This window comes from Nitrospira sp., from assembly GCA_024760545.1.
Taxonomy (GTDB): domain Bacteria; phylum Nitrospirota; class Nitrospiria; order Nitrospirales; family Nitrospiraceae; genus Nitrospira_D.
In genome coordinates this window covers 2,889,391-2,903,863 of sequence record CP060501.1, presented here as the reverse complement: position 1 = coordinate 2,903,863, position 14,473 = coordinate 2,889,391, and the positions used below count along the sequence as shown (strand labels likewise).

At 56.0% G+C, this 14,473-nt stretch carries 15 protein-coding genes; 6 read left to right on the top strand and 9 right to left on the bottom strand.

All coding sequences use genetic code 11. The features are described from left to right. Positions 1-4 precede the first annotated feature (4 nt). From H8K03_13650 to H8K03_13625, 6 genes are all read left to right on the top strand, one after another. Entirely contained in the window at positions 5-1,051 is a 1,047-nt protein-coding gene (locus H8K03_13650) for a hypothetical protein (GenBank protein ID UVT18854.1), read from the top strand. Positions 1,052-1,113: 62 nt separating this feature from the next. Beyond that, positions 1,114-1,728: a sigma-70 family RNA polymerase sigma factor gene (locus H8K03_13645; GenBank protein UVT18853.1), complete on the top strand. Its 615-nt coding sequence runs from the start codon at positions 1,114-1,116 to the stop codon at positions 1,726-1,728. A gap of 26 nt (positions 1,729-1,754) precedes the next feature. After that, positions 1,755-2,060 (top strand): zf-HC2 domain-containing protein, encoded by a 306-nt coding sequence (locus tag H8K03_13640; protein ID UVT18852.1) that lies wholly within the window; start codon positions 1,755-1,757, stop codon positions 2,058-2,060. 28 nt (positions 2,061-2,088) lie between these two features. Further along, complete coding sequence (locus H8K03_13635) at positions 2,089-3,795, top strand: hypothetical protein (GenBank protein UVT18851.1); 1,707 nt, start codon at positions 2,089-2,091, stop codon at positions 3,793-3,795. 63 nt (positions 3,796-3,858) lie between these two features. Further along, on the top strand, positions 3,859-4,548 hold the full coding sequence (locus tag H8K03_13630; protein UVT22483.1) for a leucyl/phenylalanyl-tRNA--protein transferase: 690 nt from the start codon (positions 3,859-3,861) through the stop codon (positions 4,546-4,548). A 112-nt stretch (positions 4,549-4,660) separates the two neighbouring features. After that, positions 4,661-4,981: a rhodanese gene (locus tag H8K03_13625; protein UVT18850.1), complete on the top strand. Its 321-nt coding sequence runs from the start codon at positions 4,661-4,663 to the stop codon at positions 4,979-4,981. 88 nt (positions 4,982-5,069) lie between these two features. Here the strand turns inward: H8K03_13625 and H8K03_13620 are convergent, their stop codons facing one another. From H8K03_13620 to H8K03_13580, 9 genes are all read right to left on the bottom strand, one after another. After that, a complete protein-coding gene (locus H8K03_13620) occupies positions 5,070-5,990 on the bottom strand; it encodes an SDR family oxidoreductase (protein ID UVT18849.1) in 921 nt (306 codons plus the stop codon). Positions 5,991-6,031: 41 nt separating this feature from the next. Next, positions 6,032-6,802, bottom strand: coding sequence for a TlyA family RNA methyltransferase (locus tag H8K03_13615; protein UVT18848.1), 771 nt, complete (start codon positions 6,800-6,802; stop codon positions 6,032-6,034). A 54-nt stretch (positions 6,803-6,856) separates the two neighbouring features. Continuing rightward, a complete protein-coding gene (gene xseB, locus H8K03_13610) occupies positions 6,857-7,114 on the bottom strand; it encodes an exodeoxyribonuclease VII small subunit (protein ID UVT18847.1) in 258 nt (85 codons plus the stop codon). A 55-nt stretch (positions 7,115-7,169) separates the two neighbouring features. After that, on the bottom strand, positions 7,170-8,471 hold the full coding sequence (xseA, locus tag H8K03_13605; protein ID UVT18846.1) for an exodeoxyribonuclease VII large subunit: 1,302 nt from the start codon (positions 8,469-8,471) through the stop codon (positions 7,170-7,172). 173 nt (positions 8,472-8,644) lie between these two features. Then, positions 8,645-9,424, bottom strand: a complete 780-nt coding sequence (locus H8K03_13600) for a TIGR00282 family metallophosphoesterase (protein UVT18845.1) — start codon at positions 9,422-9,424, stop codon at positions 8,645-8,647. Beyond that, positions 9,421-10,992 (bottom strand): ribonuclease Y, encoded by a 1,572-nt coding sequence (rny, locus tag H8K03_13595; GenBank protein UVT22482.1) that lies wholly within the window; start codon positions 10,990-10,992, stop codon positions 9,421-9,423. Before rny ends, H8K03_13600 begins: the two co-directional genes overlap by 4 nt. Positions 10,993-11,540: 548 nt before the next feature. Further along, on the bottom strand, positions 11,541-11,837 hold the full coding sequence (locus H8K03_13590; GenBank protein UVT18844.1) for a cell division protein ZapA: 297 nt from the start codon (positions 11,835-11,837) through the stop codon (positions 11,541-11,543). After that, the gene (gene zapB, locus H8K03_13585) at positions 11,830-12,084 is read right to left on the bottom strand and encodes a cell division protein ZapB (protein ID UVT18843.1); all 255 of its coding nucleotides are present in this window, start codon (positions 12,082-12,084) and stop codon (positions 11,830-11,832) included. The genes H8K03_13590 and zapB overlap by 8 nt, the downstream gene beginning before the upstream one ends. A gap of 64 nt (positions 12,085-12,148) precedes the next feature. Continuing rightward, positions 12,149-14,452 (bottom strand): transglycosylase SLT domain-containing protein, encoded by a 2,304-nt coding sequence (locus tag H8K03_13580; GenBank protein UVT18842.1) that lies wholly within the window; start codon positions 14,450-14,452, stop codon positions 12,149-12,151. Positions 14,453-14,473 lie beyond the last annotated feature (21 nt).

The following is a 14,473-nucleotide window of genomic DNA, read 5'->3' as shown; positions in this document are numbered from 1 at the left end:
GCCGATGACTCGATTCTTCCAGACCTCCCGCGCATTTCGTACCCTGTTCCTTATTGGAATTGTCAGCCTCGGTATGACCGGATTGTGCCTGGCGGTGGAAGAGGAGCGTCAGCCTCCGTCCGATACGGCGCCTGCCGAGGACGAGGCGCCGGTTGAATCGGAGGAGTCGGGTCAGCCCGAGACCGCCGCAGAACCTTCGACCAGTAGCCCTGCTGCCGTCAGCGAGGTGAACCCGTCCATCACACTCAAAGGCCGGGTCTGGCGAGCCAAGCCGGGCATTGTCTTTCTAAGGACACCGATTGGGCTGCTTTCACTCAGTTCGAAGACCACCCTCAAAACCCTCCCGGCCTCGCAGGAAGTCTCCTTTTGGGTCCATGAAAACCATTTTGCGATCGATATCGTGAAGCGAACCGATGGGATGCTTGTTCACCGCTATCTTAGCGGACCGTTTAAACGAAGCGATGAGGATGAAAAGAGATTGCTGTGGTGGACGCCTGACGGCGAAAAGGCATTCCACATGGGCAGCCACGAGCGGGCGTTCGCGACCCGTAAAGAGGGCGATCCCGTAACGGTTGAAGTTGATGAGACAAACACCGTCATCGGCGTCCATGACCTTCAATTCGACCTTCAGATTGGCCAGATCGGTGCAAGCGGATCCGGTGCACACGTGTTGCTGACCGGCACCGTCTCAAAACTGAAATCCAACTTCATTTTCTTCCGAACTCCCATCGGCATCATCAATGTCAACGCCAACATCGGCATCAAGAATCCCAAGGTCGGACAGACCATGACGTTGCATATGCATGACCATCACGTCGTGACGGATCTCTCCGCGCCCAGTGATCCTGCTCCGGTCCGTCGTTTTGTAACCGGTCCGTTGGAATTTGCCGCTCCAGATCGAACCAGCATCAGACTCTGGACTCCGAGCGGAGAACAGACCTTCCCCACCGATCCAGGAAAGACCGCACTGGACGGGCTAAGGGAAGGGACCCCCATCACGGTGGAGCTCGACGCACATGGCAGCGTCGTAGAATTTCACCGACTGAAGTAGTTCTTCAGTTTCCCGTCTTCGTCTTGACTCTCTTTTCCATCCCCCCGTAGACTGCGCTGCTTATGGGCGCATCTTCCACCACTCGCCGTCCGCCGGCCTCGCTTCCTTCCCGAAATGCAAAGACTTTTGATACTCTATACAGAGATCATGTAGACCTGATATATCGCTTCGCTCACCGACTGTGCGGCGAACCGGAAGCCGCAAAGGATTTGGTGCAGGAGACGTTTTTAAATGCCTATCGAGGCTTCGACAGATTCCGTGGTGAGGCGCAGATTTCGACATGGCTGTATACCATCGCCTCACGGGCGTGCTTGCGCATGCGGCGAAAACGAAAAGGGGCCCCGGAACGGGAGCTGTCGCTCGAGGAATTCATCCCCACATCCGATGGAGAGTTTCGCCTGCAGATCCCGATCGATGGGTTCAGTCCCGAAGAAGCGCTCCAGAATAAGCAATTACGGCAGGCCCTTAATGCCGCGATCAGCCAGTTGCCGAAGAAGTACAAAATGGTCTTGGTGCTTCGTGATATGGAAGGGCTGAGCGCAAAAGAAGTAGGGACCATCATGGGCTTGAATGAACGCGCGGTCAAATCACGCCTGCACCGAGCGCGACTGTTTGTGCGCCGTCAACTCAGCGCGCGGGGTCTTGATGAGGCGTTCACCGACCATGAACACGACTGACTTAGCTTGTGGAGGACACGCTCTCTATGGCCAAACGTAGCGCGTATGGGAGGCAACAACATTCCGCAGCGACTCGGCACCGGCACGATCACGGGAAAAGCCGGTGCTTGAATATCCTTCGCAAGCTGTCCGCCTATATCGATGACGAACTTTCCGGGAGTATTTGCCGGGAAATTCGCCGGCATCTGGGGGCCTGTTCGAATTGTGAGACCTTTGTCGCGTCGTTGCGTCAGATCGTGTCGCTCTGTCGCCGGAGCCAGGTCCCAACTTTATCAACGGCCGAACGGGCGTTCATGCGCCGAAAGATCCTTCAAACCGCCCAAACACGGTAACCTATAACACCTCATTTTCTTTTTCGTCATGAATATGCGCACACTCTATGGAATCTTGATCCTCTCGGGACTGCTCACGGTTTTCGCTGCAACTGCGCCGGACCTTGCCGCTGCGGTATCCAATCTTCCTCCAATGGCGAAGGAGCACAGAACCACCCACAAGGCCGCCATAGACACGGCCCTTCGTTATACCGAGGCCATCGCCAAAGGCGACAGGATCACGGCCGGACAACTGGACTTCGCGTGCCAGTATAAATTCGTGACGGTTCCGTCGGCCGGCCCCAAGAACTCCCCTGTAGCCGATCCCTCGCACGACGGTTGTTGGCAGGCACTGACTGCCGGCCATGCACCGATCTTGAAACGGTCTGATGTTGGATTGAACGTCCTCTGGCCAAGCACGGGCCCTCTGGCGTTTTATGGAGACGAGTTGCCCCGTACTCAAGCCTCTGCCTTTGTGATGGATGCTCTTGGGGTCTCACCTCCCGGAACGGGTCTTCATCTTACTGTGACAAACAGCCGCTCGATCCCGAATGGATCCTTCCGACTGAAGCCGAATGGAAAAGTCATCAGCGTCCCGACCACTGTGGTTGATCTAACCGTCCACTATCACGACCCACTGGCATCGCCGGTTACGTACGGACCGGGCATCGTCCACTGGACGAATACGATCAAACGGGAGCGACGCGCAGTGAAATCCATCACGACTCGATGGGTGGTCTTCACTGGACTCAGAAAACACGGTTTCCCGCAAGACACCGCTGTCTCCCATCTTCCCCTGGACTCCAGGCCCGAAGCGCCAGGCATGGTTGCCGAAAAGATCCCGTTCACGACCGAACTGAGCCGTCCCCTTCCCGAGTCCATTACCTGGTGGGGCCCCGACGATCAGCCTGGAACGCTGACGGCAGCGGCAGCTCGCGCTGCAACGTTTCCCGAATTGCGCGATCGAGTCGCCATGCTCAATCGCATCCTGATCATCGACCCGAATCAGGTGGACGCCCTGATGGTCCTGACCAAAAATCTCTATGCCGTCTTGCTTCGCGAAGCCGCCCAGAATCACAAACTGACCGTCAAGGATCCGGCGCTCTCCCTGACCGTCGGCGAGTTTTATTGGAATATCTATGCAGCCGCCGGCCGCCTGGATCTCTCGAACGCAATGGAGATGGGTGGATTCTCGCAACCGACCCCGGCAGACTTTCTCTACCGGCTGTTGCCCGCGTTGGAAACCCTCGCTCGAACCCATCCTGAACAGTTGGATAACCGCTTCCGGCTCGGGATGGCGTATCGGTGGAACAACGATCAAGGTCCGATGATCGACACGTTCGAATCCTTGGTCAACGATATTCCGGCTGACCGAAAAACACCCAAAGCCGAGGCGCTTGTTCAGCTGGCTTGGTCCCGTATCAACAAAGTGGCTTGGAATCGGGTGTTGCACGATCCCAACAGTGTCCGGGCATACGAAGACGCTCGTGCGGCGTCGGCCATCGCCGAGTTGCCGATCGATAAGTTTCTCTCGGAATACACGATGGCCTACAGCATGATTTTTATGCCGGACTATGGGGACAAGGGACAAATGTTACGGCACCTGACCGAGGCCAAGCATTGGTTTGACGAAATACCGGACAAAGACGATGAGGTCTGGCGCTATTTTCTCCACAGCGAATTACTAAAGGCGGTGCTCGATGCGGATCCGATGTTCCGGCCCATCCTGGCGGCGGCCGAGAAACCCCAAGAGTGATTGCCCAATTCATCTTGCTTCGGACAGCGTCGTCTTGCGTCGCTTCACGTATCGTACGTGACGATGTTCCGTTTGAAACAGCACGATCTTCGTTTTCCGCCGGTCAATCAGGCATCCCCAGAAGGCCTGCTGGCCGTGGGGGGTGATCTCCGCCCTGACCGGCTCCTCGAAGCGTACCGGCAGGGTATTTTCCCCTGGTACAACCAAGACGAACCGATTCTGTGGTGGTCGCCGGACCCCCGCGCCGTGTTATTCCCCACACATCTTCATGTCCCACGCAGTCTCAACCGAAGCCTTCGTCGGAGCGTCTTTACGGTCACCCTCGATACCAGCTTTCGGAAGGTCATGGAACAGTGCGCGGGACCGCGCCCTCAATATCCCGGTGGCGGGACGTGGATCACCAGTGACATGCTGGACGCCTACACGCAGCTGCACGAACTCGGCTTTGCCCATTCCGTTGAAACATGGCACGGTGAATGTTTGGTCGGCGGCCTCTACGGTGTGGCGCTCGGTGGCGCATTCTTTGCCGAGTCGATGTTCACCATCGTCGACGATGCGTCAAAGGTGGCGCTGGTTAGGCTCGTACAACAGCTCCGGGACTGGGATTTTCAGCTCATCGACTGCCAGCAATCTTCGCCTCATGTCATGCGGTTCGGCGCGGAAGAGATTCCACGGGCAGACTTCATCGACCATCTCGATCAGGCGCTCACGCTTCCCGATCGACGAGGGCGATGGCAGTTCGAAACGGCCTGAGTTACGGAAGTTGCGACACGCAGGACATCCGGCATGCCTGAGTGACAAGCCGCATTTGACAGCCTTTTCTCCGGTCGCTTATGATTCGCTCCAGCCATGAGGAGGACGTGACATGAACTTTGCCATTACCCCCCAGGAATTGAAGGCCCGAATCGATAATGGAGATAAGCTGATACTCTTGGATGTCCGAGAGCCTTGGGAGAATCAGCTCGCCAAGCTGGACAATTCCATCCTGATTCCACTTGGGACCTTGCCCAACTCAATGTCAAAATTGGACAAGAATGCCGAAATTATCGCGTACTGCCACCACGGGATGAGGAGCGGCGACGCGACAGGATTTCTTCTTCAGCAGGGATTTTCCAACGTCAAGAACTTGGTCGGTGGGATCGATGCCTGGTCTGTTCAAGTCGATGGGTCCGTTCCTCGATACTGATTCAGCCGGATCTTGGCACAGTTAAAGTCAGCACCCGACGGCCTCGTTACTCTCCCGAGACAGAGGTGATGGGTGGCAGAAGCGCCGCCTACTTTTTCCCCAGGAAGAATTCGACTGTCTGCTTGAGCCCGTCGGCGAGATCCACTTTGACCTCCCATCCTAATTCCTGTTTGATCCTGGATGGATCGATCACGCTTCGCAGCTGCTCACCCGGCTTGGCCGGCCCATGGACTTCCTTGGCACCGGAACCGGTGAGATCGGCAAGCACGCGGAACAGCTCGTTCACGGATGTCTCGGTCCCTGTGCCGACATTGTAGACCCCATGCGCGTCCTGACCCATGGCGGCCAGGTTCGCTTCAGCGATATCATCGACGAACACGAAGTCTCGCGTTTGACGGCCATTTCCATTAATGATGGGTTGCTCATTGTTCAACATCTTCTGAATGAAGATCGCAACGACGCCGGCTTCTCCCTCGGGATCCTGCCGCGGTCCATACACATTGGCGTACCGTAAACTGACCACTGGAATGCCGCTTGTGCGTTGAAAGTAGGACAGATAATGCTCACCGCACAGTTTGCTGATCCCATAGGGTGACAGCGGGTTATTCACGTGGGACTCAGAGGCTGGGAATGTTTCCTGTTCACCATAAATCGCACCGCCGGACGAGGAGAACACGACCTTTCGGCATCCGTACCGAACGGCTTGCTGCAACACGTTCATGGTTCCCAGGACATTGACCTGCGCATCAAACACCGGATCGGCCACCGAGTTGCGCACACTGATCTGGGCGGCGAGATGCAGAACAATGTTGGGCCGTTCATTGCGAAAGACCCGTTCAAGACGCCCGCTGGTAATGTCGGTCTTATACAGACTCGCCGCGCGGTTGACGTTCTTGCGTTTTCCGGTGGACAAATTGTCGACGATGACGACTTGATGTCCCTCTTCGACCAGTCGATCCACCACATGAGACCCGATAAACCCTGCGCCGCCCGTCACGAGTACTTTCATTGGCCCTCCTGATTGATCTGTCTCGGCAATTGCGACACACCTTACATACCATGAAACGGGGCGTTGTACTCAAAGATTGCTAATATTTCCTGGTTTCCCTTTTTCCCCTTGATCGGAGACGCCATAGTCCCCACCGGCCGTAATCCCATTTCCATCGCGAACCGTACGACTCTCTGGGCGGCCTCCGTTCGCTGGGTCTCATCGCGTACGACGCCGCCTCGACCCACCTGGCCCTTCCCCACTTCAAACTGCGGTTTGATCAAGGCGATGATTCTGGCTTGCGATCGCAGAAATTGAGTGATGGGCGGAAGGACTTTCGTCAGAGAGATAAAGGAAACATCCACGACGACTAGGTCAACCGGTTCCGGTATGGCAGAGCGCGCGATGTAGCGAATGTTGGTTCGCTCAATCAACACGACGCGCGGGTCATGCCGAAGTCGCCAATCGAACTGACCATAGCCGACATCAACGGCATACACCCTTGCAGCCCCTCTCTTCAGCAAGCAGTCGGTGAACCCGCCGGTCGAGCATCCGACATCGAGACAGATCATGCCCTGAGGGACGATCGAATAGGAATCCAGCGCTGCCGTCAGTTTTTCACCGCCTCGGCTGACAAACGGCGTACTCTCTCCGGTAATCTCAATGGACGCATCGACAGGAATCATTCTGGACGGCTTATCGACGATCACGCCGTTGCTTTTGACTTTTCCGGCAAGAATGATGCGGGCTGCGGCATCCCGGCTCTGCACCAATCCCTGGGCCGCCAGCACATGGTCACAACGATCTTTCTCGAGTCGTGCTTTCGTACCCATCGAATTGAAAAGGGGAGCGAATGAGAACCAAACGGTGATCAGACGATCGACCGGTTATGAATCCTCTGCGGAACTCTGTAGGTCGATGTCATCGGACGTGAAGGCGCGCAACTGCTTCTTTCCATTCTTGTCCTGAACGAGAACCTCTACTTTCCGTTCGGCGTCTTCCAATACTTTCAGACAATTCTTGGACAGCCGGATGCCTTCCTCAAAAATCCTCAGCGATTCATCCAGCGGCAGATCTCCCTTCTCTAATTCACCCACGATGGCTTCCAGTCTGGCCATCGCTTGTTCAAATTTCACTCCAGCCACAATGCTCTCCTTTACGCAGCAACGAGGGCCATTATAACGAGGTCTTGGTTCGCTTTTAAACCGACGGGTCCGGCGTCACTTCCTCGACGGTACAGCGTAGCCGGCCCCTTGCCAAACGTGCCAGGATCTCTTCTCCAACAGAGACTTGCCGGGCATCCCGAATGACCCGGCGCCCCTGCGCCGTCTCGAGGATTCCATAGCCTCGATCTAGGATGGCAAGCGGACTCGAACCGTTCAATCTGCCGAGATAGGCATGGACCTGCTGCGCCCTCCATTTCAGGCCATGGCTCACCGCCCCCATCAACCGCGATCGTAGTTGTGGAATGATCACCATATCCCGGCGCACTTGGATGGCAGGGCTCTTCGACATCAGCACGTGGGTCCATGCTTGCGCGCTCGCCATCGCTTCCTTCAGCTGGGCGCGCACGGCTTCTCGCATGCCCGCCACCGCACCATCCACACGTTGGGCTTCCTTGAGAATTCTGAACCGGATATTCACCAGATGGGCGAGCAGAAGGTCAAGGCGCTGATTGTGTTCCAGGCACTGCGAGCTTATAGCCTGCCGACATTGGGTGGTGAGCCTGCTTAGGCAGGCTACGACCTCAGCTAACACGGGAGCAACCGTTTCAGCCGCAGCCGATGGCGTCGGCGCCCGTACGTCTGCCGCAAAATCTGCCAGTGTGACGTCCGTCTCATGACCAACCGCCGACACGATCGGAATCCGCGACGTAGCGATGGCTCGTACGACGACTTCTTCGTTGAAGCTCCACAGATCCTCCATCGAACCACCGCCTCGCCCCACAATCATCACATCGATAAAGCCCAGTTTGTTCAACGCATGAATGGCTGAGGCGATTTGCTCAGCCGATCCGGCCCCCTGTACCTGCACAGGCGCGATGACAATCCTCAAGATGGGACATCGACGGTGCAACACGGTGATCAAGTCTCGAACCGCCGCTCCGGTCAATGAGGTCACGATTCCGACCGTCCAAGGAAATACCGGTAATGCTCGTTTGCGCTTCCCATCGAAGAGCCCCTCCGACTCGAGACGATGCTTCAGCTGCTCAAACGCCAGTTGGAGAGCGCCACGCCCTTTGGGCTCAAGATGATCCAGAATGACCTGGTACTCACCGCGCGGCTCGTAGACAGAGAGCCGCCCCCGCACAACGACATGCAATCCATCCTCCAAATCGAACCGCAGACGAATCGCGACCGAACGAAAGAGCACTACTCGAACCTGACTCGATTGATCCTTCAGTGTACAGTACACATGCCCGGAACCCGGCGCGCGAAGATTCGAGATTTCCCCTTCGAGCCACACCTCGGGAAAGTCAGTTTCGAGGGAAGCCCGAACCATGGCGTTCAGTTCCGAAACGGTGAGGACCTGCCTCGAGGAGACATCGGGAGATGATAGAGATGAGCGAGAGTATGTGTTCGTGAGTCCTCTCCTTATGACACTCGCGAGGTACTCAATGATCACAGCTGAGCCACCGCAGACATGCAGGCCCCAGCCTATTTCAGTGTTCCAACCTAATCGATGAGGCGAATTCGTTCAAACGCGATCGCCTTGCCCAAGCGGGGATCGAGCTCGAGCAACACCGCGCAAAACACCGACGGTCCAGAGGCCACTTCAAAACGTCTCGGCATGCCGGTTAAAAACTTATCGATCGCCAATTCTTTCTTCACTCCGATCACCGAATGGAGCGGCCCCGTCATTCCGATGTCCGTCATATATGCGGTGCCCTTCGGGAGGATTTGCTCATCGGCCGTTTGCACGTGCGTATGCGTGCCGACGACCGCCGCGACCTCTCCATCCAAATAATGCCCCATGGCCATTTTTTCAGACGTGGCTTCCGCATGCATATCGACGATAATCGCCGATGTCTCTCGCTTCAACCGCGAGAGCTCACGTTTCGCCACCTGAAATGGGCAATCGATCGTCGGCATGTAGACCCGGCCCATCAGCTGCAGCACCGCCAGCCGCTCCCCGCCGGCAGTTTCAATGACGACGTGACCGTTTCCCGGGACTCCCGCCGGATAGTTGGCGGGACGCAAGACGCGGGGTTCGCGAGAGAAGTAATCGACCGCTTCTTTCTTATCCCAGGCGTGGTTTCCGGTCGTGATGACCGAAATGCCCATTTCAAAGAGTTCCTCGGCCAGATCCGGCGTGATCCCGAACCCCCCCGCAACATTCTCACCGTTAGCGATGACCGCATCAATCTGGCGCTGCGCAATCAGGCGGGGCACCACCCGGGCGACAGACCGGCGGCCCGGCTCTCCCATAATGTCTCCGATACATAGAACCTTCATTTGGCGTATTCCACGTATCGGCTTTCTCGAATCACGGTGACTTTAATCTGCCCAGGATAGGTCAACTCCTGTTCGATCTTCTTCGCGAGTTCACGGGACAGTTGAAATGACTCGGCATCGGTGATGTCTTCCTGTCGCACGATCACGCGAATTTCGCGCCCGGCTTGGATCGCGTAGGCTTTCTGCACTCCCTTGTGGCCGGTTGCAAGTGATTCCAGTTTTTCCAAACGCTTCACGTAGGATTCGAGGGCCTCCCGTCTGGCCCCGGGGCGAGCCGCCGACAAGGCCTCTGCAGCCGCCACGAGCACGCTTTCCGGACAGATCGGATCCACCTGCTCGTGATGCGCAGCGATCGCATTGACGATCTGGGGGGATTCTCCGTATTTCTTGGCGATCTCGGCCCCCAACATGGCATGCGGTCCCTCTTCTTCATGGCTGACCGCCTTGCCGATATCATGAAGCAAGGCTCCACGGCGAGCCAACCTGACATCGAGGCCCAACTCCGACGCCATGATCCCGCAAATGTAAGAGGCTTCGCGGGCATGATAGAGGTTATTTTGTCCGTAGCTCGTTCGATACTTCAGACGCCCCAGTACTTTGATCAACTCCGGATGAAAATCAGAGAGCCCCAGCTCAAAGATGATCTTCTCCGCCTCCTCGTACATCAGCTTGTCGATGTCGACCTTGACCTTGTCGACGATCTCCTCGATTCGCGTGGGATGTATCCGTCCATCGTGCATCAGCCGTTCCAGCGACACTTTCGCAATCTCGCGCCGCAATGGATCAAACCCTGAAATGATCACCGCCTCAGGGGTTTCATCGATGATCAGATCAATGCCCGTCGCCGCCTCAAGCGCACGGATATTCCGCCCTTCCCGACCGATGATCCGACCTTTCATGGCATCATTCGGAATGGGAACCACCGAGATCGTGGACTCCGACACATAGTCGCGCACGACACGCTGAATCGACGTGGTAATGATCTCCCGGGCTTCCCGTTCGGAATTCTCACGGGCTTCTTCGATCGTTCGTTTAGCAATCCCGACGGCATCCAGCTTCGCCTGCGACTCCATCTCGACAATCAATTGTTTTTTAGCCTCTTCCGCCGTCATGCCGGCCACCCGTTCCAACGCGTCGCGATGCTCGCGTTCAGCCTTGGCACAGGAAGACTCCTTGGCCACGAGCCCCTCTTCTCGTTTCGTAAAATCCGCTTCGCGCTTGCGCGCATCATTTTCGCGCTTTTCCAAGGCGGCGAGCTTTCTATCGAACCCTTCCTCTCGTTGAATGACACGTTTTTCCATCGCCGAGAGCTCACCAAGCTTTGCCTTCTGCTCTTGCTCGAATTCGGACTTCGCTTGAAACACGAGGTCCTTAGCCTCAAATTTGGCTTCCTTGAGCACAGTCTCCGCCTCGCGTTGCGCATTCTGCACAACCTGCTTGGCCAACTCTTCCGCCTCAGCTTGTTTGGCCCCTGTCATGCGGCGCCGCAGAAGCTCAAATATCCCTGCACCAATCAACGCGCCGATGATTCCTGAGAGTATGACGTAAACGACAATTGAGGTTGAAATGGGAGTCACCCCCTTCTTGGAAGCGCCAGGCGAAATCTACTCAACCCGGCATAACACACACGAACAGATCGAGCATAAGTGGGCACGAGTCACAATGTGGGGTGAGGATGGAAGGGACTTAGGAGACTGCGAACCGTTGCGTCTGGAAACATAAGAGATTGTCAGGGCACGATGCCATACCCAACACACTTCTCTGTCCGCTCCTCCACGGCTGTCGGTGTTCAGCTCTCAGTCGTTGAGGAGGGCCAGTTACTGAAACAGGCATGGACGGTAGGTACTCACTTCGCCCGGCTTGCAGCTGCCGGATATCCTTACTTTGGGCAATTGGTCGACGCGCAGCACATAAGAGCCCCTGACCAAACACCCCCACTACCATGAGCATCCACCGTACTAACTCTTCGTACCCCATCAGTAAAATGTTCTCTCTTATACTCACTACGCTCATTTCCAATAATCAACGATTCTACGATATCATCCTTTTCCTACCCATCAATACACCCACCTATCTATACGATAACAAAGGGACTCTCGGAAAGCAAGGTGAATTCCTATCGAAAGAGAGATGTCGGCATCTGCTCATCAATGGACTCCATCAACGTGACCATCCGTCGTTCGACATCGGCTTCCCCTTGGGTTCGTTTCTTCTCAGATTCAAAAAGCTGATGGGCAAGATTGATGGCTGTCAGCACCGCGAGTTTCGTTGGGGTCGTCGTTTTCATCCCTTCGGCCAAATGTTTCATATGATCGTCGACAAAGTGTGCCAGCCGTCGGATATAGGCATCATCGCCATCACCCGTGATTGCGTACCGTTGACCATAAATTTCGACATCAATAGTCTTAGTCAATGGTCACCTCCTTGGGCTCCTCGACACATTCAAGCAACTCGATCTCACTCATGACTTTTTCAATTCGCGCCTTGATATCGATCCGCTCTTTTTCCCATCGTTGATTCACATCATCCTGAGCGACCAACCGCTGGCGAGCCGTCTTGACTTCATCTTCCAATAGCGCATTCTTTCGTTTGAGCTCTTGAACCAGCTTCACCAAGTCACGAATCCGAGTTTCCAGGGCATCAAGTCGATCCAACGACATTGCAACTCCTCTTTGTTTAGGCCCTATGAATTGTGGTACACTATAAAAACTTCACAATATCTTGTCAAGAAATGGATCTTTGAATCCCGGCTAGACGCAGATACTCCTTGTAGCTGCGAAGCACCCGTTTGACGTACTGCCGGGTCTCTTGATACTGGATCAACTCAACAAACTCATCCTCGCTCCGCCCGCGATAGGTCGCCGCCCAATTTCCCACGACGATCGGGCCAGCATTGTACGCAGCGATCGTTTGTACGAGATTGCCGGAAAACTGCGTGAGCAGTTGCTCCACATACCGGACTCCGATCCGGATGTTGATCTCTTGATCGAATAGATCTTCTCTCGACAGGCTCGGAAGGCGATGCTGTTGAGCCACCGCATTGGCGGTGGCCGGCATGACTTGCATCAATCCGATGGCGCCGACACGAGACACAGCTCTCCAATCATACTGACTTTCCTCTCGAATGATCGCCGCAACAAGAAGCGGGTCAACCCCATTCGCTCCCAACATTTTGATTGTAGGGAGCAATCCGGTTGGATAGGCCGCATTCCAGAGACCGTCGGCAATCACTCCGCCGGTTCGCTCCAACTTTTCTCGGAACCGGGATCGTACCAGACGCAAAGCATGATGGTACGCGCCGACCTCGTTCAACATCATCGATAAGGCGGCCAATACCTCGGGATCACGACTATATCGATCCGTCAACGCGGCAAGCTCTCTCGCGGCATCTTGATCGAGACCAAGTGTCCTGAGTTCGACCGCCCGCCGGTATGATGACTGCAGCTCGATTTGTGCCCGACTATTTGGCTGAGTATCTTGAACCGACGCTGAAGGTATCTCCGATGCGGGCTGGGTGGATGCAGCTGAGATGGGGGAGGGCTCCGGTTCCGTCCTACCGGCGGTCGAGATGCCCGTTTGTTCACGCGCCAACTGGCAATAGTACGTGAAGGGAAACCGCTGACAAAGCTGCGCGAACACTTCCTTTGACTTCGCATCCTCGACACGGCCGTAGGACCGGGCAATCCAGTAAAGCGCCTGCGGCTCAAAGTCGCTGTCCTTCTGATCGACGATCTGCTGCCATACACGGATCGCGTCACGATGGCGGTCCGTTCGGTAGAGCACCCACCCTTCCCGCCATTGTGCTTCCGTCCGTTGCGACATCGGGTCTCCCGACTTAGCAACGAGTCGATACTTTGCAATCGATTCATCGAACCGTGCTTGGTCCTCCAGCCAGATCCCCGCAAATATGTTGATCTGCCCTTTCTGTTCCGGAGTCAGCGTTCGCTTCGACAGCGTGCGGGAAAGTTCCAACAGCTTGTCTCCCAGTCCCAGCCGTAGATAGACCCTCCCCAACCATACGGTGGCTTCGTCAGCCCGAGGGCCTTGCTCCTCGGTCAGCGCATAAAACGTGTCGCGCGCCTGATCGTACAGCTTGAGCCGAACCTGGGCGATACCCAATTTGAGTTTGGCGTCCCAGCGATTCGGAGAGGAGGGTTCCCGCGCGATGAACTTTTTCAACTCATCGATCGCCTCCACATGGAGCGACTGTGCTAAGAATGCCTGCGCCCGCGCATAATGCGTGTCGGCCGGAGCTGTCCAAGACTCCCCCCCGATATTGGTCCCGAGCAGAGTTTCGGCTTCCTTGGCCTCCTTAGTCTGCGGGAACTTCACCCAGAGTTGCTTCAGCGTTTCCCGCCCCTCGGTCAGTTGATTTTCTCGAAGATAACAAGTGGCCAACCGTAACCACGCCTGAGCGATCTGTGGATCCTTGTCATTCCCATTGACTGCTTTCACAAGCCAGGCCACGGCTGCAGAACAGTTGGAAGCTTGGTACCACGCTTCCCCGGCACGAAGCGCGACTTGGTTGAGCAGGTTGGAATCGGGAACCGCTTGCGGTACGCCTTCAAACATATCGGCCGCTTCCTTGGCATCGCCCGCATGCAGCAAGGCTTCGCCGATCCAGAATCGAATGTAATCGTCGAGCACCGGAAAATCCCGTTGGGCTGCCCGAAGGTAAGAAAGTGCGCTTGCAGGGTTTCGTTCTATCAGAATGACACCGGACAGCAACCCGGCGCGTTTAGCCCACTGCGAAGCAGGAAATCCCTCCATCACCTTTCGGAGACGTTCCAACCTCAGGGCCACAACTTGATCTTTCGTCAAGCTATTGCCGAGTCGTTCCTTCGGCCAGACCGCAGCCAGAAAACAGTCCTCTGCCGAGAGACAGGTATCGGTATTTGATTGTTCCGGTGTGGCGACCTGCGCGGTATGCGCGTCGCGTGAGAACAAACCGCTGAGCGCAATTGCCAGCCCTGCAGCCAGCACCAAGCCGACGCCGACGATGGAATGAGCCTTAGTATAGGTTCTCATGAAGACTCACCGACATTCACC

Coding starts and splice junctions, on each gene's coding strand:
- H8K03_13650 (UVT18854.1), top strand. CDS start 5: ATGACTCGATTCTTCCAGACCTCCCGCGCATTTCGTACCCTGTTCCTT.
- H8K03_13645 (UVT18853.1), top strand. CDS start 1,114: ATGGGCGCATCTTCCACCACTCGCCGTCCGCCGGCCTCGCTTCCTTCC.
- H8K03_13640 (UVT18852.1), top strand. CDS start 1,755: ATGGCCAAACGTAGCGCGTATGGGAGGCAACAACATTCCGCAGCGACT.
- H8K03_13635 (UVT18851.1), top strand. CDS start 2,089: ATGAATATGCGCACACTCTATGGAATCTTGATCCTCTCGGGACTGCTC.
- H8K03_13630 (UVT22483.1), top strand. CDS start 3,859: ATGTTCCGTTTGAAACAGCACGATCTTCGTTTTCCGCCGGTCAATCAG.
- H8K03_13625 (UVT18850.1), top strand. CDS start 4,661: ATGAACTTTGCCATTACCCCCCAGGAATTGAAGGCCCGAATCGATAAT.
- H8K03_13620 (UVT18849.1), bottom strand. CDS start 5,990: ATGAAAGTACTCGTGACGGGCGGCGCAGGGTTTATCGGGTCTCATGTG.
- H8K03_13615 (UVT18848.1), bottom strand. CDS start 6,802: ATGGGTACGAAAGCACGACTCGAGAAAGATCGTTGTGACCATGTGCTG.
- xseA (UVT18846.1), bottom strand. CDS start 8,471: ATGGTTCGGGCTTCCCTCGAAACTGACTTTCCCGAGGTGTGGCTCGAA.
- H8K03_13600 (UVT18845.1), bottom strand. CDS start 9,424: ATGAAGGTTCTATGTATCGGAGACATTATGGGAGAGCCGGGCCGCCGG.
- zapB (UVT18843.1), bottom strand. CDS start 12,084: ATGTCGTTGGATCGACTTGATGCCCTGGAAACTCGGATTCGTGACTTG.
- H8K03_13580 (UVT18842.1), bottom strand. CDS start 14,452: ATGAGAACCTATACTAAGGCTCATTCCATCGTCGGCGTCGGCTTGGTG.